The organism is Saccharopolyspora gloriosae, assembly GCF_014203325.1.
Classification (GTDB): domain Bacteria; phylum Actinomycetota; class Actinomycetes; order Mycobacteriales; family Pseudonocardiaceae; genus Saccharopolyspora_C; species Saccharopolyspora_C gloriosae.
In genome coordinates this window covers 4,525,160-4,550,675 of sequence record NZ_JACHIV010000001.1, presented here as the reverse complement: position 1 = coordinate 4,550,675, position 25,516 = coordinate 4,525,160, and the positions used below count along the sequence as shown (strand labels likewise).

At 70.4% G+C, this 25,516-nt stretch carries 24 protein-coding genes; 10 read left to right on the top strand and 14 right to left on the bottom strand.

The features are described from left to right. Positions 1-229: 229 nt before the first annotated feature. The 5 genes from BJ969_RS20030 to BJ969_RS20010 form a co-directional block, all read right to left on the bottom strand. Entirely contained in the window at positions 230-988 is a 759-nt protein-coding gene (locus BJ969_RS20030; protein ID WP_184480917.1) for an NAD-dependent epimerase/dehydratase family protein, read from the bottom strand. Then, positions 988-1,968 carry a Gfo/Idh/MocA family oxidoreductase gene (locus tag BJ969_RS20025; protein ID WP_184480915.1) on the bottom strand — a complete coding sequence of 327 codons (981 nt, stop codon included), beginning with the start codon at positions 1,966-1,968 and terminating at the stop codon, positions 988-990. Before BJ969_RS20025 ends, BJ969_RS20030 begins: the two co-directional genes overlap by 1 nt. Then, complete coding sequence (locus BJ969_RS20020; protein WP_184480913.1) at positions 1,965-3,398, bottom strand: NDP-hexose 2,3-dehydratase family protein; 1,434 nt, start codon at positions 3,396-3,398, stop codon at positions 1,965-1,967. The genes BJ969_RS20025 and BJ969_RS20020 overlap by 4 nt, the downstream gene beginning before the upstream one ends. A gap of 122 nt (positions 3,399-3,520) precedes the next feature. Continuing rightward, on the bottom strand, positions 3,521-3,850 hold the full coding sequence (locus BJ969_RS20015) for an antibiotic biosynthesis monooxygenase (protein WP_184480911.1): 330 nt from the start codon (positions 3,848-3,850) through the stop codon (positions 3,521-3,523). 267 nt (positions 3,851-4,117) lie between these two features. Then, positions 4,118-4,816, bottom strand: a complete 699-nt coding sequence (locus BJ969_RS20010; RefSeq protein ID WP_184480909.1) for a type 1 glutamine amidotransferase domain-containing protein — start codon at positions 4,814-4,816, stop codon at positions 4,118-4,120. 305 nt (positions 4,817-5,121) lie between these two features. On the opposite strand from BJ969_RS20010, the gene BJ969_RS20005 reads away from it, so the two are divergent. Together BJ969_RS20005 and BJ969_RS20000 are read left to right on the top strand one after the other, a co-directional pair. Further along, positions 5,122-6,372, top strand: a complete 1,251-nt coding sequence (locus BJ969_RS20005; protein WP_343071504.1) for a GAF domain-containing protein — start codon at positions 5,122-5,124, stop codon at positions 6,370-6,372. Between the two features lie 332 nt (positions 6,373-6,704). Beyond that, the gene (locus tag BJ969_RS20000; protein WP_246457016.1) at positions 6,705-7,568 is read left to right on the top strand and encodes an EamA family transporter; all 864 of its coding nucleotides are present in this window, start codon (positions 6,705-6,707) and stop codon (positions 7,566-7,568) included. Between the two features lie 101 nt (positions 7,569-7,669). On the opposite strand, the gene BJ969_RS19995 is transcribed toward BJ969_RS20000, so the two are convergent. The 3 genes from BJ969_RS19995 to BJ969_RS19985 form a co-directional block, all read right to left on the bottom strand. Continuing rightward, complete coding sequence (locus BJ969_RS19995; RefSeq protein ID WP_184480905.1) at positions 7,670-8,785, bottom strand: fatty acid desaturase; 1,116 nt, start codon at positions 8,783-8,785, stop codon at positions 7,670-7,672. Between the two features lie 197 nt (positions 8,786-8,982). Further along, positions 8,983-10,797 carry a flavin-containing monooxygenase gene (locus tag BJ969_RS19990; RefSeq protein ID WP_184480903.1) on the bottom strand — a complete coding sequence of 605 codons (1,815 nt, stop codon included), beginning with the start codon at positions 10,795-10,797 and terminating at the stop codon, positions 8,983-8,985. Positions 10,798-10,937: 140 nt separating this feature from the next. Beyond that, positions 10,938-11,528, bottom strand: coding sequence for a TetR/AcrR family transcriptional regulator (locus BJ969_RS19985; protein ID WP_184480901.1), 591 nt, complete (start codon positions 11,526-11,528; stop codon positions 10,938-10,940). Between the two features lie 107 nt (positions 11,529-11,635). Between BJ969_RS19985 and BJ969_RS19980 the strand changes: the two genes are divergently transcribed. Together BJ969_RS19980 and BJ969_RS19975 are read left to right on the top strand one after the other, a co-directional pair. Then, on the top strand, positions 11,636-12,676 hold the full coding sequence (locus tag BJ969_RS19980) for an NAD(P)-dependent alcohol dehydrogenase (RefSeq protein ID WP_184480899.1): 1,041 nt from the start codon (positions 11,636-11,638) through the stop codon (positions 12,674-12,676). Positions 12,677-12,816: 140 nt separating this feature from the next. Further along, a complete protein-coding gene (locus BJ969_RS19975; RefSeq protein WP_184480897.1) occupies positions 12,817-13,617 on the top strand; it encodes an ion transporter in 801 nt (266 codons plus the stop codon). A gap of 238 nt (positions 13,618-13,855) precedes the next feature. Here BJ969_RS19975 and htpG read toward each other — a convergent pair whose 3' ends face one another. Beyond that, the gene (gene htpG, locus BJ969_RS19970) at positions 13,856-15,751 is read right to left on the bottom strand and encodes a molecular chaperone HtpG (RefSeq protein ID WP_184480895.1); all 1,896 of its coding nucleotides are present in this window, start codon (positions 15,749-15,751) and stop codon (positions 13,856-13,858) included. A 283-nt stretch (positions 15,752-16,034) separates the two neighbouring features. Here htpG and BJ969_RS19965 point away from each other — a divergent pair, with 283 nt between their 5' ends. Both BJ969_RS19965 and BJ969_RS19960 read left to right on the top strand, forming a co-directional pair. Beyond that, a complete protein-coding gene (locus BJ969_RS19965) occupies positions 16,035-16,664 on the top strand; it encodes a TetR/AcrR family transcriptional regulator (protein WP_184480892.1) in 630 nt (209 codons plus the stop codon). Between the two features lie 78 nt (positions 16,665-16,742). Next, positions 16,743-17,960 (top strand): cytochrome P450, encoded by a 1,218-nt coding sequence (locus BJ969_RS19960; RefSeq protein WP_184480890.1) that lies wholly within the window; start codon positions 16,743-16,745, stop codon positions 17,958-17,960. A gap of 460 nt (positions 17,961-18,420) precedes the next feature. Here BJ969_RS19960 and BJ969_RS19955 read toward each other — a convergent pair whose 3' ends face one another. Genes BJ969_RS19955 through BJ969_RS19945 form a run of 3 tightly spaced genes read right to left on the bottom strand, consistent with a single transcriptional unit; the run spans position 18,421 to position 19,308 of the window. Next, positions 18,421-18,846 (bottom strand): hypothetical protein, encoded by a 426-nt coding sequence (locus BJ969_RS19955; protein ID WP_184480889.1) that lies wholly within the window; start codon positions 18,844-18,846, stop codon positions 18,421-18,423. Next, positions 18,843-19,055, bottom strand: a complete 213-nt coding sequence (locus tag BJ969_RS19950; RefSeq protein WP_184480887.1) for a hypothetical protein — start codon at positions 19,053-19,055, stop codon at positions 18,843-18,845. Before BJ969_RS19950 ends, BJ969_RS19955 begins: the two co-directional genes overlap by 4 nt. Positions 19,056-19,065: 10 nt before the next feature. Next, a complete protein-coding gene (locus tag BJ969_RS19945) occupies positions 19,066-19,308 on the bottom strand; it encodes a hypothetical protein (RefSeq protein ID WP_184480885.1) in 243 nt (80 codons plus the stop codon). Positions 19,309-19,685: 377 nt separating this feature from the next. Between BJ969_RS19945 and BJ969_RS19940 the strand changes: the two genes are divergently transcribed. The 3 genes from BJ969_RS19940 to BJ969_RS19930 all read left to right on the top strand — a co-directional run bounded on the left by BJ969_RS19940 (position 19,686) and on the right by BJ969_RS19930 (position 21,028). Next, positions 19,686-20,552: a helix-turn-helix domain-containing protein gene (locus BJ969_RS19940; RefSeq protein WP_184480883.1), complete on the top strand. Its 867-nt coding sequence runs from the start codon at positions 19,686-19,688 to the stop codon at positions 20,550-20,552. After that, positions 20,549-20,743 (top strand): DUF397 domain-containing protein, encoded by a 195-nt coding sequence (locus tag BJ969_RS19935; protein WP_184480881.1) that lies wholly within the window; start codon positions 20,549-20,551, stop codon positions 20,741-20,743. The genes BJ969_RS19940 and BJ969_RS19935 overlap by 4 nt, the downstream gene beginning before the upstream one ends. A 90-nt stretch (positions 20,744-20,833) precedes the next feature. Then, the gene (locus tag BJ969_RS19930) at positions 20,834-21,028 is read left to right on the top strand and encodes a DUF397 domain-containing protein (RefSeq protein WP_184480879.1); all 195 of its coding nucleotides are present in this window, start codon (positions 20,834-20,836) and stop codon (positions 21,026-21,028) included. A 57-nt stretch (positions 21,029-21,085) separates the two neighbouring features. Here BJ969_RS19930 and BJ969_RS19925 read toward each other — a convergent pair whose 3' ends face one another. Further along, the gene (locus tag BJ969_RS19925; protein WP_343071502.1) at positions 21,086-22,555 is read right to left on the bottom strand and encodes a sulfatase family protein; all 1,470 of its coding nucleotides are present in this window, start codon (positions 22,553-22,555) and stop codon (positions 21,086-21,088) included. A 38-nt stretch (positions 22,556-22,593) separates the two neighbouring features. Continuing rightward, positions 22,594-23,811, bottom strand: coding sequence for an ROK family transcriptional regulator (locus tag BJ969_RS19920; RefSeq protein WP_184480877.1), 1,218 nt, complete (start codon positions 23,809-23,811; stop codon positions 22,594-22,596). Between the two features lie 170 nt (positions 23,812-23,981). Between BJ969_RS19920 and BJ969_RS19915 the strand changes: the two genes are divergently transcribed. After that, positions 23,982-25,334, top strand: coding sequence for a sugar porter family MFS transporter (locus tag BJ969_RS19915; protein WP_184480875.1), 1,353 nt, complete (start codon positions 23,982-23,984; stop codon positions 25,332-25,334). The last annotated feature ends 182 nt before the right edge of the window (positions 25,335-25,516 follow it).

Below are 25,516 nucleotides of genomic sequence, written 5' to 3'. Positions count from 1 at the left end.
GGTGTGGATGATTTCCGCGATCTCGCGAGGAATCGAACCACCCGAACGAGGCGAAACCCACGCCCGATATCCGAACCACCCCTTGCGCGCAGCCGGAACGGTTGTCCACAAGGGGTGTCCGACACGCCGGTCCCGTTCGAACTCTCGCGAAATCGCGGGGCCGGGTCGTGCGGGGGTATCGGCGAGCCGAAGGCGGTCTCGACGCCGAACGCGGGAGATCCCGGTGCGCTCAGGCGCGGGCGGCGGCGTAGGAGTCGAAGTAGCGGTCCAGCAGGTCGTCCAGGTAGGCGGGACCGAAGTCGTGCCCGGCGAACTCCGGGACCAGGCGGTGCAGCTTCGCGAGGCTCACCCGCGTGAGCTGCGGCGGGCGCTGCACGAGCCGCCGTTCGGCGTCCACGCCGAGCCGCCGCTGCAGACCGTCCACGATGTCCGGCACGGCGATCGGCGCACCGGAGGCCACGTTCACCACCTCGCCGTGCACCTCCCGCGCGCACAGCGCGTCGAGCACCGGCGGGACGTGGCGCACATCGAGCAGGTCCCGGTGGGCGTCCGGGTGCACCGTCACGGCACCGGCGAGCACGCCGCGCGCCAGCGTGGGCAGCAGCTGCTCCGGCTGCTGCCCGTCCCCGACCAGGTGCGTCAGCCGCAGCACCAGGTACCGGGCACCGGAGAGCTCGCAGACGCGCTCCAGCGCGAGCTTGTGCCTGCCGTAGGCGTTGATCGGGAACACCGGCCCGTCCTCCACGCCCGGCACCCCGTCCGAGCCGTAGAGCGCGGCCGACGAGGTCGACAGCAGCACCGCGCGCCGCCCGTCCCGACGGCAGCGGCGCAGCACGTCGCCGACGAGGTCGGCTTCCCGGTCGAACGCGGCGATGTCCGCGGCGGCCGTCGTCGACACCCCGGCCGCGATCACCGTGACGTCGGGGTGCGCGTCGCCGAAGTGCGCGGCGAAGTGGCGGGCCAGGAACCCGTTGCCGACGATCTCCATCAGCCGCGCACCCGCACGGCCCGCTCGCGGACCTCGGTGATCAGCCGGGCGGTCTCGTCGGCGGCGTCGAGCCAGGCCGGTTCGTCCGGGCCGCGGTCCAGCACGGCACCGGCGAACGCGGCGAGCGACGTGCGGAACTGGTGGGAGGCGCCGAGCGTGAGCTCCTCGGCGTGGTCCTGCTCGTCGATGCGCAGCACCGGGCGGTGCTCGGCGGGCGGGGTGAACGCGCGGTCCAGGCTCAGCTCCGCCGCCGAACCCCACAGGCCGTAGCGCGACCGGTAGGTGTGCTGGAAGCCGAACTCCAGGTCGGCGAACACGCCCTCCGGCGACACCAGCAGCACGTGCCCGGCCAGGTCCACGCCGAGCTCCTCGTCGCTGCGCAGCGTCGCGCCCGCCACCGCCAGGCCCGGCCCGAGCAGCAGCTGCGCCGCCCGCAGCGGGTACACGCCGACGTCGAGCAGCGAGCCGCCGCCGAGCGCCCGGTCGTAGCGGATGTCCGCTGCGGGCAGCGGCGGGATGCCGAACGTCGCGGTGAACGTCCGCAGCGCACCGATCCGGCCGCCGGCGACGAGTTCGGCGACCCGGACGTGCTGCGGGTGGTGCAGGAACGCGAAGTTCTCCCGCAGCACCAAGCCCTTCTCCCGCGCGAGCCCGGTCAGCTCGCGGGTGCGGGCGGCGTCGTCGGTGAGCGGCTTCTCGCACAGCACGTGCTTGCCGGCGCGCAGCGCCCGCGCCGTCCACTCGTGGTGCAGCGCCGTCGGCAGCGACAGGTAGATCGCGTCGATCTCCGGGTCGGCGATGAGTTCGTCGTAACCGGTGGGCGTGCCGCCGAACGCGACGGCGAACTCCGCGGCCTTCGCCGCGTCCCTGCTGGCCACGGCGGCCGTCGTCAGCTCCGGGATGTCGGCGACGGCGGGCAGCGTGCGGCGCCGCGCGATGGCCGAGCAGCCCAGCACGCCCAGCCGCACCGGCCCGCTCACCGCAGGCCCCGCAGGCAGGCGATGAGACTGCGGGCCTGCACGTTGACGTAGTGGCTGTGCTTGAGCAGCTCGGTGAGCTGGTGCAGCGTCAGCCAGCGGTAGTCGGGCAGGTCGGCGTCGGGGAAGTCCGCGTCGACTTCGATGATCTGGTACCGGTTGCGGGCCTCGTGGAAGCGCCCGCCCTCTTCGGAGAGCTCGGTGTCGAACAGCACCTGCTCAGGATGGCGGTCGAGCACCAGGTCCAGGAACGGCGGCCGGTACTCGACGCCCAGTCCGGCGTAGTTCTCGGGCGTGCACTGCACGGTCGGTGCCAGTTCCACCACGTCGAGGTAGCCCGGTTCGACGCGCGCGTTCATCAGCGCGTGCAGCACGCCGTCGACGCGCTTGACCAGCACCGCGACCATCCCGGTGCCGTAGGGCCGCAGCAGCGGTTGCGTCCAGCCGCCCACTTCGCGGCTGTTGCTGCGCACGTCGACGGCGACGACGTTGAAGAAGGTGCCGAGCTCGTGGTGGATGTCGTGCGTGCCGCGCCGCCACCGCCGCACCGCGTTGAGCGGGATGAGGTCGGTGCGCACCACGTGCTCGGACTGCTGCGCGGTGATCCAGCTGCGGACTTCGGCGGTGGTGTGCAGGGTGCCGGAGAGCGGATCGCGGGACCGCTCCAGCGATTCGGACACGCCGGTGGGTTCCTCGGCGGCGCCTTCGAAACCGCCGGGCATGCAGGACAGCACGGTGCGGGAGTCCATGTTCACCAGGTTGTCCACGGCCAGCAGCCGGTGCAGCTGCCCGAGCGTGACCCAGCGGAAGTCCTCGTGCTCGGCGACGGGGCCGTGCACTTCGACGATCATGTTGCGGTTGCGCTTGCGGAAGAACCAGGAGCCCTGTTCGGACTGCAGGACGTCGCTGAGCACGTGCTGGGCGTCGGCGTCGCGGAAGTGCTCCAGGTACGGCACCGGGTTGCCCTCGTGCACCCGCGTGTAGTTGCTGCGGGTGGCCTGCACCGTCGGGGACAGCTGCACGCCGTTGACGTTGCCCGGTTCGGTCTTGGCCTGCATCAGGCAGTGCAGCACGCCGTCGATCTCGCGCACCAGGATGCCGAGGATGCCGATCTCGGGCTGGTTGATGATCGGCTGCGTCCAGGTGCGCACCGGGCCGTAGTCGCTGTGCACCCGCAGCCCTTGGATGCTGAAGAACTTGCCGCTGGCGTGGCCGAGGTCGCCGGTGGCGTCGTCGAACCGCCACTTGTCCAGCTCCGCGAACGGGATGCGCCGCACGTCGTGCAGTTGCGCGGCGTTGCGCTCCTCGATCCAGGCCAGCAGGTCCTCGGTGGGGTGCAGCGCGCCCTGCTCGGTGCGCGCCGAGCGCTCCAGGCGGTGCGGCAGCGTCGTGTCCGGCTTGCGCAGCAAGCCCGTTCCAGCGGGGCGCGCCATTGGGGTCTCCTCACGACGGTGATGCCGGCGGTCCGCTGGCGCAGCCCGCCGGGTCGCAACCCCATTCCTATCGGGGAAAAAGTAGGCGAAACCCCAATCCCGCCGAACACGACCGCCGCGCCTCACACCCCCTTCGGCGTGACCTCGCCCATCTTGGACCAGCCGTCGCCGGGCGCTTCGACGTTGATGATGTCCGGTGTCGTGGTGACCAGTTCGGACATCAGTTCCGTCCCGGCCTTGAAGTGCTCGGACTGGACGTGCTCGACGCCGGCTTCCTGGGAGGCGAAGCCTTCGGTGAGCACGAAGACGTTCGGGTCCTCGACGCTGCGGGCCCAGTCGAAGAACAGGTTGCCCGGTTCCCGCCGGGTCGCCTGGGTGAAGTCGTCGACCAGCGAGAGCCACTGCTCGGCGCGGTCCGGGCGGACGGTGAACTTGACGACGATGAAGATCACGGTGCACTCCTGGCGATCGTCGGCCCTCGCGGGCCTGCTGGCAACGACTGCATGATGACGGCCTCGCGGTCACCGGAGAACCGGCGTTGTCACATGCTGATAATTCTTCGGCCGCGGTTCACGGCGGATGTCTTGGAGCGCCTGGCCGACGTCGAGAGGCCGACCCGCGGCGGATTCCCGGCGTTCCTCCCAGGCGGGACGCGATTCCACCTGTGGTGGAGCGGAATCGATCCCCGCCGGGGGAGGAACGCCGAGGTACCGCTGCCGCTACGCGGCGGCCAAAGACTTCACGATCTGATCCGCCAGCGGCGCGGAGGAGGCCGGGTTCTGGCCGGTGAACAGGTTGCGGTCGACGATCACGTGCGGCTCCCACGGCGCGCCCTCCTGGAAGTCCGCGCCGAGCGCGACGAGGCGGTCCTGCAACAGCCACTTCGCCTTCGCCGCCAAGCCGGCCTGCTGCTCCTCGGCGTTGGTGAACGCGGTGAGCCGGTAACCCGCGAACGGCGAGCTCCCGCCCTGCTCGGTGGCCAGCAGCGCGGCCGGTGCGTGGCAGACGACGCCCAGCGGCTTGCCGGAGTCGAGGGCTTCGGCCAGCAACCGGCCGGAGGTGGCGTCGACCGCCAGGTCCTCCATCGGGCCGTGCCCGCCGGGGTAGAACACGGCGGCGTAGTCGGCGAGGTCGACGTTCTCCAGCTCGATCGGGTGGTCGAGTTCGGTGAACGTGGCCAGCCCGTTGGCCACGGCGTCGGCCTGTTCCTGCCCGCCGTTGGCGTCCGCTCCCAGGCTGCCCTGGTCGACGGTGGGCCGGACCCCGCCGGGCGTGGCCACCTCGACCTCGTACCCCGCGCCGGTGAACGCGCGGTAGGGCGCGACGGCCTCCTCTGCCCAGAAGCCGGTGGGATGCGCGCTGCCGTCGGCCAGCGTCCAGTGGTCGGCGGCGGTCATCACGAACAGGATCTTCGCCATGCGGAGGCCCTCCTGAGGCGTCGGTCGTCATGTGCGCACCCGTGCGGGTGCGCCCGGCACACCCGGCACAACCGGGCTCGTCCGAGCATTATTCCGTCTAAAGTGGAGTGATCGGTTCTCGTTGGTGCGCAAGGAGAGCGGAACTCCCGTTTCTCGGTCCGCTGATCCGCTTCCCGGCCGCCCCGTCCCTGCGCATGGTCGGCGCTGCGGCCGATCGGCGGCTCGTCGGTCTTCCGTTCCACGGGCCGTCCGTGGTTATGGTGTGGGCCACACCGGCATGCCGCCGCGTGACGCGGGAGGTGGTTGTGGACGAGGACGTCCGCGAGATCCGGCCCGGGACCGATGTGCGCGGACGGGCGCGGGTCTTGGCGCAGGTCCACGAAGCGCTGTTCTCCGGCGGTCGTGCACCCGTCCAGCCGCGCGGCCTGGTCGCCCGGTCGTGGCGGCGCGCGCGAGCGCAAGGAGTCGACCCCGACCTGCGGATTCCGCCGGACCCGGCGGGGGTCGCGGAAGTGGAGCGGCGCCGGGAGCGCTCCGGGATCCGTCCGGTGCTGGCGGAGCTGCGCGCCGCGCTGACCTCGATCGCCGAGGATTCCCGGCACGTGATGGTCGTGACCGACTCCGACGGGGTCGTGCTGTGGCGCGAAGGGGCCAGCCGGGTGCGCCGCCTCGCCGACGACATCGGGTTCGCCGAGGGCGCCCGGTGGTCCGAAGGGGTCGTCGGCGGCAACGCGATCGGCACCGCGCTCGCCGAGGGCGCGCCGGTGCAGATGTTCGCCGCCGAGCACTTCCTGCGCGCGCACCACGTGTGGACCTGCACGGCCGCGCCGCTGCACGATCCGCGAACGGGGGAGCTGCTGGGGATCGTGGACGTCAGCGGACCGGCGGAGACGATCCACCCGATGACGGTGGCACTGGTCGGCACGGCGGTGAAGCTCGCCGAGGCGGGCCTGTGGCGCGGGCACGAGCGGCGGCTCGACTCGCTGCGGCAGGTCGCGGGGCCGCTGCTGGCGGGCTCGACCGGGCCGGGGCTCGTCGTCGACGAGCACGGCTGGGTCGCGGCGGCCACCGGTTTCGCCGGTCCGGACCGGGTGGCCGCGCCCCGGGAGGGGAGACCGCTCGCGGTGCACGGCGTGGGCGACTGCGTCCCGGAACCGGTGCCGGGCGGCTGGTTGCTGCGCCCGGCGCCCGGCCCGCGGATGCGGCTCGTGCTCGACCTGGGTGCCACGCCGCCGCGGGCGGTGGTCGAAGGGTCGAGCCGCTGGGTGCAGCCGTTGTCGGTGCGGCACGCGGAGTTGCTGCTCCTGCTCGCCGGTGCCGGTCCGGCGGGCATGTCGGCGGCGCAGCTCTCCGAGGCGGTCTTCGGCGACGGCACGCACCTGGTGACGGTGCGCGCCGAGGTGTCCCGGCTACGCAGAACGCTCGGCGGCCTGGTGCTGGCCCGGCCGTACCGGATCGCGCCCGGAGTGGAGTTCCCGCTGCCCGACCTCACCGGCTGCCCGCTGGTGACCCGCTCCACGGCCCCCGGCATCCACCGCCTCGCCCACGAGCCCTGATCACCCGCCCGAGCCTCCCCGGAAGCATGGGGACGCATCCGCCCGCTGTGCACGACTCCCGCAATTTCGCGAGAAATCTCCGAACCCCACCCCGCAACACCCCGAAATAACCCGGCCCGAGCCGCGAAAACGCCCTCGTCGAGGCGCGCCGCCTCCCGCAATTTCTCGCGAAATCGCGGGTGTGCGGAGCGTGAACGCGGACGCGGATGCTCGCGGGATCGGTGGATTTTCGAGGCGCCGGGCGGGAGTGGGGAGTCGTCGCTGAGCGGTGGGGGATGTTCCAGGCGGGGCGTCGCGCGGGTTTGTTACTCGCTGTGATTTCATCCTCACTCATGGACGCGTCTCCGCCGCTCACGAAGCGACGACCGAACGTCAAGCTCTGCGCCGCGATGGCGGTCGCGGCGATGCTGTCGGTGCAGACCGGCGCCGCGGTCTCGACGTGGATGTTCGGCAGCCTCGGTCCCGTCGGCGCCGCGTTCTCCCGGCTGGCGCTGGCTGCGCTGATCCTGCTGCTGTTCGTGCGGCCCGATTTCCGCTCCATCTCGTGGGAGGCGCTGCTGTCCGCGGCCGGGCTGGGAGTCGTGAGCGCGGCCATGACGTTGTGCTACTTCCAGGCGATCGACCGCATCCCGCTGGGCACGGCGAGCACTTTGGAGTACCTCGGGCCGTTCGCGGTCGCCGTGTTCGGGCTGCGGCGTTCCTACGACGTGATCTGGCCGGTGCTGGCGCTGCTCGGCGTCGTGCTGCTCACCAGCCCGTGGTCGGGTTCGCTGGACCTGGCCGGGATCGGGTTCGGCCTGGCCGCGGGAGCGAGCCTGGCGGGGTACGTGCTGCTGAGCCAGCGCGTGGGCGACGGGTTCTCCGGGTTGCAGGGGCTCGCGGTGTCGCTGGCGGTCGCCGCCGTGGTGTCCGGGTTCTTCGGAGTCGGGGACGTCGTCGCCGGGTTCAGCGTTCCGGTGCTGCTGACCTCGGTGCTCGCCGCGTTGTTGCTGCCGCTGCTGCCCTACGCGCTGGAGATGCAGGCGCTGCGCGGGATGCGGGCCTCGTCGTTCGCGACGCTGATGAGCTTCGAGCCGGGGTTCGCCTGCATCATCGGTTTCCTGCTGCTGGGGCAGCACTTGGCGCTGCTGCAGATCGCCGGGATCGCGCTGGTGGTCATCGCCGGCATCGGGGCGGTGCGCCGCGGCGAGCGCTGAGCCGCGCCGGTGGGCTGCCGCGCCGCGAGATCCGCTCCGCGACCGGACCGCGCGGCGCCGACCGAGCCCGATCGACGTCGCGCGTCCGGTGGCACGAAGGGTCAGGTCCGCGAGCTCGGCTCCGCCGCGTCGATCGAGTCGAGGTCGGTGAACCTGCCGAGCCTGGTGGTCGCCTGACCCGCGTCGACCCGGTGGACCATGTCCCGGAACTGCCAGGAGATCCCCTTGCCCACCGGCGCGATCTCGGCGATCGCCCGCGCGAACACCGGGTCCCGCAGGCGGGCTCGGTGCGCCGCGGGCAGGTTCCAGTACGGGATCTTCGGCGACAGGTGGTGGTCGAGGTGGTAGCCCTCGTTGTGGATTCCCAGGAAGTGCCGGGAGATCCGGCCCAGCGCCCGGTGCCGCGTGGTGCGCACGTCGAGGTCGGCACTGCCCACGAGCGGGAAGTGCTCCAGCATTTCGATGTACCAGTTGACGACGGGGAACACCACGAGCAGCGGCACCAGCCAGTAGAGCGCGAACACCTCGGCCATGCCGAACACCGCGAACAGCCCGCAGATCCCCGCCACGTACGCGATGACGGCGGCGCCGCGCAGCACTTCCTCCTTCGTGCCGGACAACCGGGCCACGACCAGTTCCCGGAGCACCGCCGGGGTCTGCTTGCCGAACAACGGGGCGATCAGGAACTTCCAGGTGAACGCGGCGCCCCGCTGCGGCCGGTAGAGGCCGGCGGAAATGTGCGCGCGCAGGTCCGGGTCCCGCCGCGGATCGCCGAAGGAACCGTGGTGGTCGCGCACGTGGCTGCGGCGGTACGCCCGGTAGGACTGGAAGATCAGATAACCGGACGGGTAGGTGCCCAGGAAGGTGTTCAGGCGCTTGTGCTTCGCGAGGATTCCGTGCGCGGATTCGTGCAGCAGGGTCGCGAGGGCGCGTTGCCGGGTGCCGATGACGGGCAGCGCCACCAGCAGGTACACCGGCCAGAACGCCCAGCCGCTCCACGTCCGCAGCGCCTCGCAGGCCAGTGCCGCGAGCACCACGACCGCCCAGTCGGTGATCAGCGCGAGCGGACCGTGCCAGTTGTCGAGTTTGCGCAGCGCGGCCAGTTCCGAGTCGATTTCCCCGGAGAACCGATGTCGCGGAATCCGCCCGGGAGGTGCTTGTTCGACATTTCCCAGGATTGTCGGAATTCCATCGTGAATCCACCCAGTTTTGTTCACGTGGAAAAGATATAAACCATTTCGCGCGGATTCGGCCATCCCACTTCCAGGTGCACTTCGCCCGGGAAAGTGACGGGAATCGGCGGCGCTGTGATCCGTTGCGGGTTATCCGCTGCTCCAGGAGAGCGGTCTTCTGCGAGCGGTGCCCGTCCCGCCGGCCCGGAGGGGATCGGCCGGACCGGTGGGACGGGACGGGGTCAGCTCGTGTGGTGCACCTCGGGGATGCCGTAGACGGGGGTGGGGACGCCTTCCGCTCGGGCCTTGAGCTGCAGGGCCAGGTAGAGCGAGTAGTGCCGGGACTGGTGCAGGTTGCCGCCGTGGAACCACAGGTTTTCCTGCCTGGTCGGTTTCCACATGTTGCGCTGCTCGCCCTCCCAGGGCCCCGGATCCTTCGTGGTGTCGGAGCCGAGGCCCCACACCTTGCCGACCTTGTCGGCGACGTCCTGGTCGATCAGGTCCGCGGCCCACCCGTTCATCGAGCCGTAGCCCGTCGCGTAGACCACGAGGTCCGCGGGCAGTTCGGTGCCGTCGGCCAGCACCACGGAGTCCTCGGTGAGCTCGGCGACCTGCCCGTGCGCGAGGCCCACCCGCCCGTCGGTGATGAGCTCGGCCGCCCCGACGTCGATGTAGTAGCCCGAGCCCCGCCGCAGGTACTTCATGAACAGGCCGGAGTCGTCGTCGCCGAAGTCGTGCAGGAAACCGGCTTCGGCGAGCCGCGCGTAGAAGTCCGCGTCGCGCTCCTTCATGGCTTCCACGGCGGGCTTCTGGAACCGCGGCATGATCCGGTACGGCATCGACGCGAACGTCATGTCGGCCTTCTGCGTGGTCATGCCCGCCGCGACCGCTTCCTCCGAGTACAGCGGCCCCAGCGACAGCTCCCGCAGCGAGTCCGACTTCGAGATGTGCGTGGAGGACCGCTGCACCATGGTCACCTCCGCGCCGACCTCCCACAGGGCCGCGCAGATGTCGAACGCGGAGTTGTTCGAGCCGATCACCACGGCCCGCCGGCCCCGGTACGCGTCGGGGCCGGGGTGCCGCGAGCTGTGGTGCTGTTCGCCGCGGAACCGGTCCTGGCCGGGGAATTCCGGCACGTTCGGCTTTCCGGACACGCCGGTGGCGAGCACGAGGTGCTTCGGCCGCACCGTGATCGGCGTGCCTCCCCGGTCGAGTTCGACCGTCCACTCCTGCGTCCGGTCGTCGAAGGTCGCGGAGGTGCACCGGGTCGAGCCCCAGTAGTTGATCTCCATGACCTTCGTGTACATCTCCAGCCAGTCCGCGATCTTGTCCTTCGGCGCGAACACCGGCCAGTTCCGGGGGAAGTCCAGGTACGGCAGGTGGTCGTACCAGACGGGATCGTGCAGGCACAGCGACTTGTACCGGCCGCGCCACTGATCACCCGGCCGCTCGTGCTGGTCCACGACGAGGTGCCCGACGCCGAGCTGGCGCAGCCGCGCGCCCAGCGCGATGCCGCCTTGGCCGCCGCCGACCACCAGCACGTACGGCTGCCGGGAGTCGCCCAGCTCGGCGAGTTCGGCGTCCCGCGCCTCCCGCCACGTCCGCCGGTCCGGGTCGACGCCGTGCTCGGCGCCCATGGGGCGGCGGTGCCCGCTCGGTTCCTCGAACCCGGTCAGCTCCTGCAGTGCGGTCAGCAGCGTCCACGCACCCTCGTCGGTGAGCCGCAGGTGCCCTTCGCCGCGCCCGGCGGCGGTCTCGAATCCGAACCACGCTTCGACGATCCCGTCGGACTCCGCCGGTTCCTCGGTCACCCGGAACTCGCGGGCGTCCGCTGCGTCCATCGTGGCGCGCAGCAGGTCGGCCACGCCGTCGCGGTTCTCGACCGTCTTGAGGTTCCAGGTGAACGCGACCAGGTCGCGCCAGAACGAGGTGGTCGCGAACAGGCCGGCCGCCCGGTTCGCGTCGCGTGCGGTCAGCGCCGCCTCGAAGTCCGCCAGCCACGCCTGCGCGCGGTCCCGGGCGGAGGTGGCGGTCGTCGTCTGGAGGGTCTGGGACATGGAGGTCCTCCCGCCGAACCGAGGTCATCCCCGATGATGACGTCTTTCCAGCAGACAACAGCAGGCCGACCGCCGCGCGGAAGGGTTGCCGGACCGTTGCGAGCCGATGTCCCTCGTTCGGGCGCGTGGTTCGCGCGGCCTCAGCTCAGCCGGGAGCCGTTGATGGTGGTCAGTGCGGCTTCGGCGGACTTGGCGGTGACGACGTCGAGGTCGTAGCCCTGCATGGACAGCACTCCGTCCAGGTAGAACGTGGCGTAGCCGTGGGCCTGGGTCAGCAGTTGTTCGAGCAGCAGCAGCGCCCGCTCGGCCGACGGGGACACGGCGAAGCACAGCGACAGGTACTCGTCGGTGAGCTCGCGGCCCGCGGTGCGCAGCTCGGGGAAGCGGTCGCCGCGCAGCGGTCCGGCGAACACGGTGGGCAGCCCCGTGCCGTGGCGGATCAGGTACCCGGTGTAGGCCGCCGCCGCGTCGGCCAGCCGCCGGGCCGGGTCGGTGTGGCGCGCGGTGGCGGCGGTGACCTCGTCGTGCAGTTCGTGCGCCACCGACAGCGCCACGGCCGCCAGCAGCGCGTTGCGGTCGGCGAAGTGCCGGTACGGCGCCGCCGAGCTCACCGCGCAGCGGCGGGCGACCTCCGCGACGGAGAACTCGGCGACCCCGCGCTCGGCGATGAGTTCGCGGGCCGCTCGCACCAGCGCGGCGCGCAGTTCGCCGTGGTGGTAGCCGCGTGACATGGGTGACGTCACAGCCCTTCGATTTGCGAACGATGTAAGAGGGTTCTTACTTTAGAAAAGGTATGCGCAACTGGCAATACCGGTCACGTCAGAGCAGGGAGGACGCCATGACCACGACAGCAGCATTGGCCGCGCCGAAGGCCGGAGCTCCGCTGGAACGCACCACGATCGAGCGCCGGTCGTTGCGCCCGGACGACGTGCTGATCGACATCGCCTACGCGGGCATCTGCCACAGCGACCTGCACCAGGCCGCGGAGGAGTGGGGCACGGCGATCTTCCCGATGGTGCCGGGCCACGAGATCGCGGGCACCGTCGCCGCCGTCGGCTCCGAGGTCACCCGCTACCAGGTCGGCGACCGCGTGGGCGTCGGCTGCATGGTCGACTCCTGCGGCGAGTGCGGGCCGTGCCGGGCGGGCACCGAGCAGTTCTGCGAGCGCGGCAACGTGCAGACCTACAACGGCGTCGGCTTCGACGGCGAGAACACCTACGGCGGCTACAGCAAGCAGGTCGTCGTCAAGGACGCCTTCGTCTGCCGCATCCCGGACGGCATCGGCCTCGACGTCGCCGCTCCGCTGCTGTGCGCGGGCATCACGACGTTCTCGCCGCTGAACCAGTGGCACGCGGGCCCCGGCAAGAAGGTCGCCGTGGTCGGGCTCGGCGGGCTCGGGCACATGGCGGTCAAGATCGCGGTCGCGATGGGCGCGGAGGTGACCGTGCTCAGCCAGAGCCTCAAGAAGCAGGAGGACGGGCTGCGCCTGGGCGCCACCGACTACTACGCGACCTCCGACGCGTCGACGTTCGACGCGCTCAAGGGCCGCTTCGACCTGATCATCAACACCGTGTCGGCGCAGCTGCCGGTGGACGCCTACCTCGGCACCCTCGCCGCGGGCGGCGCGATGGTCAACGTGGGAGCCCCGTCGGAACCGTTGTCCTACAACGCGTTCTCGCTGATCGCGGGCAACAAGTCGCTGGCGGGTTCGATGATCGGCGGCATCCCGGAGACCCAGCGGATGCTGGACTTCTGCGCCGAGCACGGCATCGGCGCCGAGGTCGAGGTGATCTCCGCCTCCCAGGTCAACGAGGCCTACGACCGGGTCAGGGCGAGTGACGTCCGCTACCGCTTCGTGATCGACACCGCGACGCTCTGAGCTGCGATGCCGCCTGTGGCCGCGGGTGCACGCGCGGCCACAGGCGCGTCACATCGCGTCATCCCCGCTCGTCGCGAATCGACCGGCTGCCGCTAAGTTGATCTCCGTGCCGGGGGAGGATCGCGAGCGGGAGTACTGCCATGAGCGTGCGGGAGCGCGTCCGGAACGTCGTCGAAGCGCCCGCGTTCCACTCGTTCATCGTCGGCGTGATCGTGCTCAACGCGATCACCCTCGGCTGCGAGACGGTGCCCGCGCTGATGGCCCGGCACGGAACGCTGCTGCACGCGGTGGACCGGTTGGCGCTGCTGGTCTTCGTGACCGAGCTTGCCGCGCGGCTCTACGTGCACCGGGAGCGGTTCTTCCGCGACCCGTGGAACGTCTTCGACGCCGTGATCATCGGTGTCGCGCTGGCGCCCGCCTCCGGCGAGTTCGGGGTGCTGCGGGCGTTGCGCATCCTGCGGGCGCTGCGGTTGATCTCGGTGGTGCCGAGCATGCGCCGGGTCGTGTCGGCGCTGCTGTCGGCGCTGCCGGGCATGGCCTCCATCGCCGCGCTGCTGGCCCTCATCCTCTACGTCGCCGCCGTGCTGGCGACCACCCTGTTCCGCGCCACTTCCCCGGAGTACTTCGGGGATCTGGGCGATTCGCTGTTCACGCTGTTCCAGGTGATGACCGGCGAGGCCTGGTCGGAAGTGGCCCGCGAGGTGATGTCCGAGCAGCCGCTCGCGTGGATCTTCTTCGTCGTCTACATCGCGGTGACGACCTTCACCGTGCTCAACCTGTTCATCGCGGTGGCGGTGAGCGCGATGGAGAGCCAGGTCGGCCACGAACGCCGCCTGCGCGACCAGGACCCCGACACCGTCGGCGAGCTGCTGGTGGAGGTCCGCGAACTCCGCGCAGAACTGCACGAACTCCGCACCGAACGGACGACGGCCGCGAACTGAACAGAACCGGAGCGCACATCGCGCCCCGGCCCGGTTCAGGGTTTCGTCTTTGCCTTGTCTTGTCAGCGGCGGAGCCGCTGAGCAGTGACCGGCTTGAGCAAACCGACCACCGGCGGGTTCTCAGTGGCTTCCTCGCGAGGACGGTTTTTCTTTCGTGGCGGAACCACTTGGAGAAAAGATCCCGCAGCGAGGAAGCCACTGAGGTTCCGCTACCTGACCCCTGCGCAGGCCAACGACATCACAAAGTCTTCGCCAGGCGGTTCGCCAGCAGGGAGGTGAACTGCGCGGGGTCGCGGAGTTCGCCGCCTTCGGCCAGCAGCGCCATGCCGTAGACGAGCTGCGCGGTCTCGGTGAGGTCTTCGCCTTCGCCGTTCTCGTCGAAGGAGCTGCGCAGGCCGCTCACCAGCGGGTGCGTCGGGTTGATCTCCAGAATCCGCTTGACGCGCGGCACCTGCTGGCCCATCGCCCGGTACATCTTCTCCAGCGTCGGCGTCATGTCGTGGTTGTCGCCGACGATGCAGGCGGGGGAGCTGCTCAGCCGCGACGACAGCCGCACTTCCTTGACGTCGTCGGACAGCGCGGTGCTCATCCAGGTCAGGACCCCGGCGAAGTCCTCCTTCTGCTGGGCGTCCTGCTCGGAGTCCTCGTCGAGGTCGACTTCGCCCTTGGTGATGGACTGGAACTTCTTGCCCTCGAACTCCGGCACCGATTCGACCCACATCTCGTCGATCGGGTCGCTCAGCAGCAGGACCTCCAGGCCCTTGTCCCGGAACGCCTCGATGTGCGGGGAGTTCTCGATCTTGCTGCGGGAGTTGCCGGTGATGTAGTAGATCGCGTCCTGGTCCTCAGGCATGCGCTCGATGTACTGGCGCAGCGTGGTCTTCTCGCTCTCGTCGCGGGTCGACTCGAACGAGGAGATGTCCAGGATGAGCTCGCTGTTGTCGGGGTCGCCGACGATGCCTTCCTTGACGGCCTGCCCGAAGTTCTCCCAGAACGTCTTGTAGCGCTCGGCGTCGCCGGACTGCAGTTCCTGCACCGTGGTGAGGATCTTCTTCACGAGGCGGCGGCGCACCATCTGGATGCGGCGGTCCTGCTGCAGGATCTCGCGGGAGACGTTGAGCGACAGGTCCTGGGCGTCCACGACGCCCTTGACGAACCGCAGGTACTCCGGCATCAGCTCTTCGCAGTCGTCCATGATGAACACGCGCTTGACGTAGAGCTGGGCGCCGCGCTTCTGGTCCCGCGAGAACAGGTCGAACGGCGCGGTGGCGGGGATGAACAGCAGCGCCTGGTACTCGAAGGTGCCTTCGGCCCGCAGGTGGATGGTCTCCAGCGGGTCGTTCCAGTCGTGGGCGACGTGCTTGTAGAACTCGTTGTACTCGGACTGCTCGACCTCGCCCTTCGGGCGGGCCCACAGCGCCTTCATCGAGTTGATCGTGTCGAGCTCGCGGGTGGACTCGCCGTCCTCGCCGGGCTTGTCCACCTCCATGCGGATCGGCCACGCGATGAAGTCGGAGTGCTTCTTGACGATCTGGGTGAGGGTCCGGGTGTCGGCGTAGTCGAGCAGCCGGTCCTCCTGGTCCTCCGCCTTGAGGTGCAGCGTGACCGCGGTGCCCTGCGGGGCCTCGTCGACCGTCTCGATCGTGTAGGTGCCCTCGCCGCTGGATTCCCAGCGGGTCGCGGTGTCCTCGCCGGCCTTGCGGGTCAGCAGGGTGACCTTGTCGGCGACCATGAAGCTGGAGTAGAAGCCGAGCCCGAACTGGCCGATCAGTTCCTGCGCGGCGGCGCCGTCGGAGGTGTCCTTGAGCTCCTGGAGCAGTTCCGCGGTGCCCGACTTGGCGATGGTGCCGATCAGGTCGCGGACTTCGTCCTTGGACATGCCGATGCCGTTGTCCCGGATCGTCAGCGTCCGCTGCTCCTGATCGGGTTCGATCAGGATGTGCAGGTCGTCGGTGTCGACCTGCAGGTCCTTGTCCTGGTAGGAAGCCAGCCGCAACTTGTCGATGGCGTCGGAGGCGTTGGAGATGAGCTCCCGCAGGAACGTGTCCTTGTTCGAGTAGATGGCGTGCACCATCAGCTGGAGCAGTTTCTGCGCCTCAGCCTGGAATTCGGCTGTTTCCACCTGCGTGCTCATTGAGTTCCTTCCTGGCCGCGCATCACATCCGGCCGTCGAAACCGGGGTGTCGTTCATCCGGCCGGACCGGCCGGGATTACCGGCCGTGAGGTTACTCGGTCGCTTCGGGCTTCTTCCAGAACGGACCTGCGCAGTGGGTCGGGTGGCGGAACCTCAGCGGCTTCCTCGCTGACAGGAAAACGCTCACGATCACCCACACGCGCTGTTCGTGCGTTGTCGGAGCTGCGGGTGGTGCTTCGCCCCGGTCGGCCTGAACTCCGCACGGGTCCGGCATGCTGGTGCGATGTCCGATTCGGAGAACGGGTCGAAGCGTGCGCTGCGGTCCGACGCCCAGCGCAACCACCTGCGCATCCTGGCCGCCGCGCGGACGGAGCTCGCCGAGCACGGTCCGGCGATCCGGCTGGAGGACGTCGCGCGCCGCGCGGAGGTGGGGTTGGCCACGCTGTACCGCAGGTTCGCGGGCAGGCAGGAGCTGGTGCGCGCGGTGTTCGACCAGTACTTCACCGAGGAGGTCGAGCCGCTGCTGCACGAGGCCGCCGCCGACTCCGACGCGTGGCGGGGGCTGACCCGCGGGCTGACCGGGAGCCTGGCGACCGTGGTGCGCAACGAGTCGCTGCTGCTGGCAGTGCGGGAATCGGGCGTGGACATGGCGAACGTGGTGCCCCGCTTCCTCGGCCCGCTGGGTGAGGTGTTGCGCCGTGCGCAGGCCGACGGGACCGTGCGGCCGGATCTGGTCGAGCGCGATCTCACGGCGTTCGTGGTGATGGTGCTGGCGGCGGCGGGCAGCGGTGCGGCGGAGCGGGCCACCGGAGCGGCGGAGGGGTGGCGGCGCTACCTCGCGCTGCTGTTCGACGGGACCCGCGCGGGCGCGGGTGAGGACCTGCCGTGCGCCCCGGTGGACGGCGGTTGCTGAGAGAACTCTAAGTGAGAGTCGACTCTCGCTTATGTAGTGTCGAGTGGGTTCCCCCCCCGCCGACTTCAGGAGCGCCCGATGTCTTCAGCGACGGACAGCTCGACCGACGCACCCGCCACGCCGCAACTCCCGTTGCACATGCTGCGCAACGGTTTCGACCCCGTGCCCGACCTCGCCGCGGTGCGGGAGGGCAGCGGGCTCGCGCAGGTCCGGACCCCGTTCGGCGCGGACGCCTGGCTGGTGACCCGGCACGCCGACGTCCGAGCCCTGCTCGGCGACGCGCAGAGCTTCAGCAACGTCTGGAAGCGCCCCGACCACGGGCTCTCCGAGCAGGAGGCGGCGGAGATGCGCCGCGGCAACCTGCTCGCCTACGACCCGCCGGAGCACACGCGGTTGCGGCGGATGCTGACGCCGGAGTTCACGGTGCGGCGGATGCGGCGGTTGCAGCCCCGGATCGAGGAGATCGTCGAGGAGCACCTGGACGCGATGGAGCGCGCGGGCGCCCCGCGCGACCTGGTCGCGGACTTCGCGCTCCCGGTGCCGTCGCTGGTGATCTGCGAGCTGCTGGGCGTGCCCTACGAGGACAGGGCGGAGTTCCAGGAGCGCACCGGCAAGGCCCTGGACACCTCGCTGCCCGAGGAGGAGCGGCTGCGCCTCAACGTCGAGCAGCGCGCGTACATGCGCGAGCTCGTGGAGCGGGCGCAGGCGGATCCGGGCGAGGACATGCTGGGCATGCTGGTGCGCGAGCACGGCGACGACCTGGAAACCCCCGATCTCACGGGCATCGCGAGCCTGCTGCTGGTCGCCGGGCACGAGACGACTTCCAACATGCTCGGTCTCGGCACGCTCGCGCTGCTGCGGCACCCGGATCAGCTGGCGCTGGTGCGCGATGAGCCGGAACGCGTCGCTCCGGCGGTGGAGGAGCTGATGCGCTGGCTGAGCATCGTGCACTCCGGCGCCCCGAGGGTGACCACCACCGACGTGGAGATCGCGGGGCAGGTCGTGCCTGCGGGCTCCATCGTGGTGTTCGCGCTGCCCGCCGCCAACCGGGACCCCGAACTGGTGGACGACCCGGAGAAGCTCGACGTCACCCGCAAGCAGACCAACCACATCGGGTTCGGCCACGGCGTGCACCACTGCGTGGGTGCGCCGCTGGCGCGGATGGAGATGTGCACGGCGTTCCCCGCGCTGCTGCGCCGATTCCCGAACCTGCGCACCGCGACGCCGGACGACGAGGGCGAGTTCCGCTCGTACCACTTCGTCTACGGCCTCAAGCGGCTCGACGTGGCCTGGTAGCCGAATCGAGGAAGGACGGCCCGTTCGTCCCCGCTCCGGGCGGGCGAACGGGTCATCCGCATCCCGCTTCAGGGTAGGACCACCTGGCGCGAACCGGGACGACGAGCTCGTGGACGACCCGGACGCCCTCGACGTCACCCGCGAGCCGGGCAACCACGTCGAATGCGGCCACGGCGTGCACCACTGCGTGGGTGCGCCGCTGGCGCGGATGGAGATGTGCACGGCGTTTCCCGCGCTGCTGCGCCGATTCCCGAACCTGCACGCCGTCACCCCCCGGCGACGAGCTCGAATTCCGCGCCTTCCACTTCGTCCACAGCCTCAAGAAGCTCGAAGTCGCCTGGTAACCGGGGGGTCCGACCGGTACTCGCTCCGAGTCGGGGTGGTGAGCGAGCACCGGCCGGACGTGCGGCCCGCCGCCGCTCGGGGGAGGGCGGGACGACGGGCCGCGATCAGGGGTGGATCAAGCGGCCCGCGCGGTCGAGATCCGTTCGACGCGCGGCACGATCCGCAGTGGACGAAACTGCGCGCGGACTCCGGGCGCGTCCGGGTCCGTGTCCGGCCAGGTGATCGGCGGATCGGGCTCCGGCGGCGTCGTGGCGCGCGACGACCGGCGCTCGGCCATCACCACGAGCGCGTCCTCCAGCACCGGGAACCGGACTGAGCCCGGCCGGGTGCTGGTGGCGGCCACGCACGCCTGGCAGACCTGGCGGGTGTCGAGCGGCGGCGGCCGGTCGAAGACCCGCGACATCCGCCCGCTCAGCGGATGCCCGCAGCTCGCGACGATCACCGCGCCCCGCGTCGTCCTGCCGCTGAGGTGCCAGGTCGAACACCACTCCGAGGTGATCCAGGCCGGCGGTGCGGCGGAGTGGTCCGTCGGCGCGCTCATGAGCCGGCCGCTTCCACTTCGACGCGGACTCCGTTGATCGCCGCGCCGAGCTCCCGGTGCAGTTCCTCGGCCTGCGCGAGGTCGAGGATCGCGTGCGCCTCTTCCGGGACGCGCAGGCTGATCCCGCGGCGGATGCGGCCGAGGTGCACGGCGCGATCCCGGAACGCGATGTCCCGGCACGGGACGGTGATCGTGTGCTGGGCGGGCATCGAGCCCCCTTCAAATCGGGCCTTCGGACGGGAGGCGGAACGGGGTGAGCGGATGGCGGGCCGCGTAGATCTCGGTGCAGCTCTCGCAGTAGGAGTCCCGTGGTGGTCGAACGCGGCGAGCTCCTCGCGGCACGGTGATCACCGCACCGCACAAGGCTTCGGCGATGCGCGCGTCGCCCCACTCCTCGGGTGCTGCGGTCGTGGCGTGGATCGAGTGCGATCCGTCCGGGAGCACGAACCGCACGCGGATCACGGCCACCGCTCCCGCCGCGCGTCCGCACGAGCTCCGGGCAACCACCACACCAGGAACACCGGCCCGAACACGAGCACCCACGCCACCAGGCCGAGCAGGATGCCGATGGTCATTCGCACCACTCTCCGAATCGCCGCCGCGCCAGGTGCGCCAACCGCGCCATGAATAGAGATCCCACCCAGTCCTGTGCTTGTACCGAACACGTGGAAATGCAGGTGCCGAACAGGAAAAGCTTGTCTGGAATCAGGTTCGCCGGACTGTGAAATCGATGATCGAACTTCTTTGGTGCGGCAACATTAGCGCCAACTGCGCCAGTCGGCGATGACTCCTTCGGGTGATGTCCCACCAGTGGAGCTGCGACGATCTAGGCTTGGTGCATGAGCCGCAACAGGACCGGATCACCGCGCAACCGCGCGCTGGGCGCCGAGCTGCGCGAAATCCGTGAGCGCGCAGGGGTGACGGTGCGAGAACTGGCGCACCGGATCGGCGGCCACCACTCGAAATACACGCGCAACGAACAGGCGGCCAGATCACCATCACCCGAAGAGGTGGCGTCGATCATGACCGCGCTCGGTACCTCCGAAGCCGAGCGGGACCGTCTCGTCGAGATGGCGCGGGAGCACGACGGCGGCGGCAACTGGCTGAAGTCGGGTTCGGCGGGCTCCCTCGGCATCAACCACGAGCTGACCGACCTGATGGAGTTCGAACGCACCGCGACGTCGATCACCGACGTCTCACCGATCCTGATCCCAGGACTTCTTCAGACGTCCGACTACGCCCGCGCCATCATGGGCGGAATGCCTTCGCACGAGGTGGACGCCCGTGTCGCGATGAGGATCGGACGACGCGATGTCTTGATGAGGCGAAACCGATCTCCCGAGTTCCACGCGTTCATCGAGGAATCGGCTTTGTGGAAGAAGCTGGGCGGCGATGACGTGATGGCCGAGCAGCTCCGCCACGTGATGACGATGTCCGAGCAGCCCAACGTGACGGTTCAGGTGGTCCCTGCGGACCTGACGTCGTGGAACGCGGCGCTCAGCGGATCGTTCATCTACTTCGAGTTCCCGAAGGCCGGGCCGATCGTTCACGTCGAACACGTCAGTTCGTCCGCTTTCCTCGCTGAGGCAGAAGACATATCCGCGTACCGGCTGGCTGTCGATAGCGTCTCGCGGGTGGCGATGACCGTCGAGCAGTCCTCCAAGGTCATCGCCCGGCGAATCACCGAATTGGAAGGAGCACCATGAGCACCGAGCCTCGCGGCTGGCGCAAGTCCAGCAGGTCAGCTCAACAGACCAGTTGCGTCGAGGTCGGCCGGACGGTCGATGGCGCTGCTGTTCGCGACACCAAAGATCGAGCGGCGGGGTACTTCACCACCACGGCCGGCCAGTGGGCGGCGTTCGTCGGTGCGGTGAAGGCCAGCCGGTTCGACGGCTGACCCGTTCCGAGACGCGGCATTGAGCGCGGACGACACGCTGACGTTCATCGCCGCACGCAGTGTGGAGACAGGCCTGGAGGAGAGCTGACTGTGACACAGCAACCGGCAGGATGGCGGAAGGCGAAGCGGTCGAGCAACAACACCGCGTGCGTTGAGGTCGGACGGGTCGCCGATGGTGCCGCCGTCCGCGACACCAAGGACCGGACGGCGGGTCACTTCACGGCGTCGGCGGGGCAGTGGTCGGCGTTCGTCGGTGCGCTGAAGGCCGGTCGCTTCGACGGCTGACCAACTCCGCGAGGAAGCCCCGGCGAAGCGATTCCGCCGGGGCTGCTCCGCCGTCGCTCAGAACGAGCTCAGCGTCGGGTCGTAGTCCGTTTCGCCGACGGGGTACATGCTGGTCATCCAGTGGTAGAAGTTGTCGCCGCGTTCACGCAGCAGCGTGTAGAGGCGGCGCAGCATCGCGTTGCGGACCTCGCGGACCTCGGGCTGCTCGTAGCGGTTGTGCAGCTCGTCGGGGTCGAGTTCCAGGTCGTAGAGCTCGTTGTGCGACTCGGGGTTGATCACCAGCTTGTAGCGGGCGTCGCGCAGCATCCGCTGCGGGTACGGGAAGTGGTGGCCGTGGTACTCGGCGACCAGGTCCGGCGCCCACTCGGGGTGCTCGCCGCGCACCAGCGGCAGCAGGCTCCGGCTGTCCACGGCGGGGGCGGCGTCCTCCCCGGCCAGTTCCAGGATGGTCGCGGTGAAGTCGGTGAGGCTGACGAACTCGTCCCGCACCTGCGGGGACTGGCCGGGCACGGACACGATTCCGGGGATGCGGTAGATGTCGTCGTACATCGCCGGTCCCTTGTCGTGCAGCCGGTGTGCGCCGGTGAACTCGCCGTGGTCGGCGGTGAACATGATCGAGGTGCTGTCGCTGAGCCCGAGCTCGTCGATGGCGTCGCGCAACCGGCCGATCTGCTCGTCGATGAGCGTCACGTAACCCCGGTAGACGGCGATGAGCTTGCGGCTGTCCTCCGGCGACATGGTGTCGAACGCCCAGTGCGCGCTGTAGTTGCGCTGCACCGGCGGTTTGCCCTCGAAGGTCTCCTGGATCGAGCGCGGCAGTTCGATCTGCGCCGGGTCGTACATGTCGTAGTAGGAATCCGGCAGCAGGTACGGCAGGTGCGGGCCGAAGTAGTGCGTCGCCAAGAAGAACGGTGTGTCCGAAGTGGACTCGTCGGCGGCGAAGCGGTGCAGCATCTCGATGGTGCGCGTGGTCAGGTAGTGCTCGAACGTCGCTTCCACCGGCTGGTCGAGCCGCGCGGCGAGCAGGTTCCCGGGGTTGCCGTTCGGCGCGGTGCCGCGCACCTCGTCCCGGATCGAGTACGGCGGGAGGTCGTGCTCCTCCAGGTACGCCAGGTAATCCGGGTGGTCGACGGGGTTGTGCCAGCCCGGCAGGTCCGGCCCCTGGAATCCGTAGTCGGCCGCGTTGCGCCGCACCCCGCCGTGCCACTTGCCGAGCAGGCCCAGGTTGTAGCCGCGCTCGGCGAGGCATTCCGCGAAGGTGAACTGATCGGGCGCCAGATCTTCCAGGTAACCCACGTTGCGCTCGTAGTTCGCCAGCAGCTTGTGCCGGAACGGCGCGTAGCCGGTGAGCAGGCTCGCGCGGGCGGGCGTGCAGATCGCGGTGGGGGTGAAGCAGTTGTCGAAGCGGGTGCCGCCCGCGGCGAGCGCGTCCAGGTTCGGGGTGCGCACGGCGGTCGGGTCGCCGTAGCAGCCGATCGTGTCGATCCGGTGCTGGTCGGTCATCAGGAAGAGCATGTTGCGCGGCACGGAGATCTCCTCGGCGGGAAGCGTCGGGCGGGGTCGGGTCAACGGCCGGATTCGGCGTCCGGCGCGGCGGCCTGCTCGGGGTGCTGCGGCAGCGGATAGCGGGCCAGCAGGGGAGATTCGTGCAGCGCGAGGGCCAGCCCGCCCAGCGCGCCGCCCCACGGTGCGGTGCCCGCGGTGCCGAACTCGACGCCGCCGCGCAGCGACCGCATCGCGCGCCGCGCGAACGACTCGCGCAGCGGGCGCAGGAACGGTTCGCCCAGCTCGGCGAGCTCGCCGCCGAGCACCACCCGGCCCGCGTTCACCGCCGTGCACATCGCCGCCAGCGCCGCCCCGGCGTGCTCCCCGGCCGTGCGGACCACCTCGGATTCGGCGCCGTCGCCGGCCAGCGCGTCCCGCAGCACCGCCCAGCGCCGGTGCCCGGTCGCGCGCAGCACCGCGGGCACCGAGGCGTAGCGCTCCAGGCAGCCGCGCCCGCCGCACCAGCACTCCGGGCCGGTGTCGTCGACGCACAGGTGCCCGAGTTCGGCGGCGACCCCGCCGGTGCCGCGGATCAGCTGCCCGCCGATGATCAGGCCACCGCCGGTGCCGTGCGAGAAGTGCGCGTAGAGCAGGTCGGACGCCCCCGCGGCGGCGCCCCAGGTGGCTTCGGCGAGGGCGGTGAGCCGCGTGTTGTTGTCCACGCCCACCGGCACCTCGAACGCGCGGGCCAGCCGGTCGGCGATCAGCTCCCGCCCGCGCAGCCCGTCGGGTTCCGCCAGCCCGGCGGCGGGCGCGAGCACCAGCTCACCGGGGCCGGTGGAGCCCACGCCGATCCCGGCGAGCGTGCCCAGCGTGATGCCGTGGCGGTCGGCGGCCTCCCGCACGGCGCGCTCGGCCAGCGCCAACCGGTCGGCCGCGCCGCGCGCCGAGCCGTAGGACAGGTCGTCGCGGGCCTGCACGCGGTGCGCGGCGTCGGCCAGCACCAGCCTGATCCGGTTGCGCCCCAGCTCAAGGCCGAGGTACTGGCCCGCGCCGGGGTTGAGCGCCAGGCCGCCGGTGGGGCGACCGCGGCGGTTCGACGGCGGGAGCTCGGTCTCCACGACCACTCCGCGCCGGATCAGGTCGCCGAGGATCGTCGAGAGCGTCGTGCGGGACAGCCCGCTGTGTTCGGCGACCTCGGCGCGGCTCAACTCGCCGTGCCTGCGCAGGCAACCGAGCACGCGCTCGGCGTTGCTCTGGCGCAACCGGTGCAGCGCGGTCGGGGCGGGGTCGGTCATGGCCGCAGCGTAACCCGCCGATCGTCCGTTTACGAACGTGCTTCGTCAAAAAGCGGTCCACATTCTGACGGAGTGTTGACGCAAATCATCGCCGGTGCCACTCTCCATCGCACTGATCACGGCCGCTGCGCACGCGGCGCCGTGCCACCACCGGAAGTGGAGAGCTCCACATGTCCGAGTCCCGATCGTCGAGTCCGTCCGCCGCGGCGCGGTCCGTGTTCTTCTTCGGCTCCTTCGGCGGCATCCTCGCCGGGTACGACCAGGGCATCGCCGCGGGGTCGCTGCTGTTCATCGGCCCTGCGCTGCAGCTGACGCCGTGGACGAAGGGCCTGGTGGTGAGCTCGCTGATGTTCGGCGCCATCCTCGGCAGCCTGGTGGCGGGCGCGCTGGCGGAGCGGTGGGGGCGGCGGCCGATCCTGCAGCTGGCCGCGGCGGTGTTCGGGCTCTCCGCGATCGGGATGGCGGTCGCGCCGGGAGTCGCGACGCTGGTCGCCGCGCGGGTGCTCGGTGGTCTCGCCGTCGGCATCGCCTCGGTGGTGGTGCCGACCTACCTCTCGGAACTGGCGCCCACCCGCAACCGCGGCGGCATCGCCACGCTGAACCAGCTCATGATCGCCATCGGCATCTTCGCCGCCTACCTGACGAGCCTGCTGCTGTCGCCGTGGGGCGCGTGGCGCTGGATGCTCGGCATCGCGCTGATCCCGTCGTTGCTGCTGCTCATCGGGGTGTCCCGCTCGCCGGAGACACCGCGCTGGCTCGTCGCCCACGGCAGGCCCGACGAGGCGCGGCGAGTGCTCGGCACGCAGGTCGGCGAGGAGGAAGCCGACGGGGTGCTCGCCGACATCCAGCGCACGAAGGAAGCCGAACCGGCCGGTGACCGCGCGCGGTGGCGCGAACTGCTGACGCCCGCGCTGCGGCGCCCGCTGCTGATCGCTGTGGGGCTCGCCCTGCTTCAGCAGTTCATCGGCATCAACACGATCGTCTACTACGCGCCGACGATCTTGCAGGCGGCCGGTTTCGGTGACAGCGCCGCCCTGCTCAACAGCGTGGGGCTCGGTGCGCTGTCCATCGTCACCACCCTCGTCACCGCGCGCGTCGTGGATTCGGTGGGGCGGCGGAGGCTGCTGCTGATCGGTGGCACCGCGATGCTGCTGAGCATGACGGTGCTCGCGGTGCTGTTCGGCGGTGAGCTGCTCGGGGGCGTGGCCGGTGCGGCGGGGGCGGTGATCTGCCTGGCGGTGTTCAAGGTCGCGTTCTCGCTGAGCTGGGGACCGCTGATGTGGGTGCTGCTGCCCGAGCAGTTCCCGCTGCGGGTGCGCACGATGGGCGTCGGCGTCGGTTCGTTCGTGAACTGGACGGCGAACCTGCTGGTGTCCCAGTTCTTCCCGGTGCTGCTGGTGTTCGGCGCGGGCGCGGTGTTCGGCATCTTCGCCGGTTTCGCCGTGCTGGCACTGGTGTTCACGTACTTCTGCGTGCGGGAGACCTCCCGCCGCAGCCTCGAAGACCTCGAACTGGCGGGGTAGCACCGGCACCGGCGGTGCGCTTCGAATCGTTGCGGCGCAACGGGTTCCGGCCGGGGCCGAGCACTTCCCCGAAAACGGGTTCCGCGAGGTCGCGCGGAGCCTGCCCGCGCGACGCCGGCCCGGCTCGGGTTCGCACCGGCAGCCGGCCGGAAACCCCGTCGCAGCGGCATGGTTGAACGCTC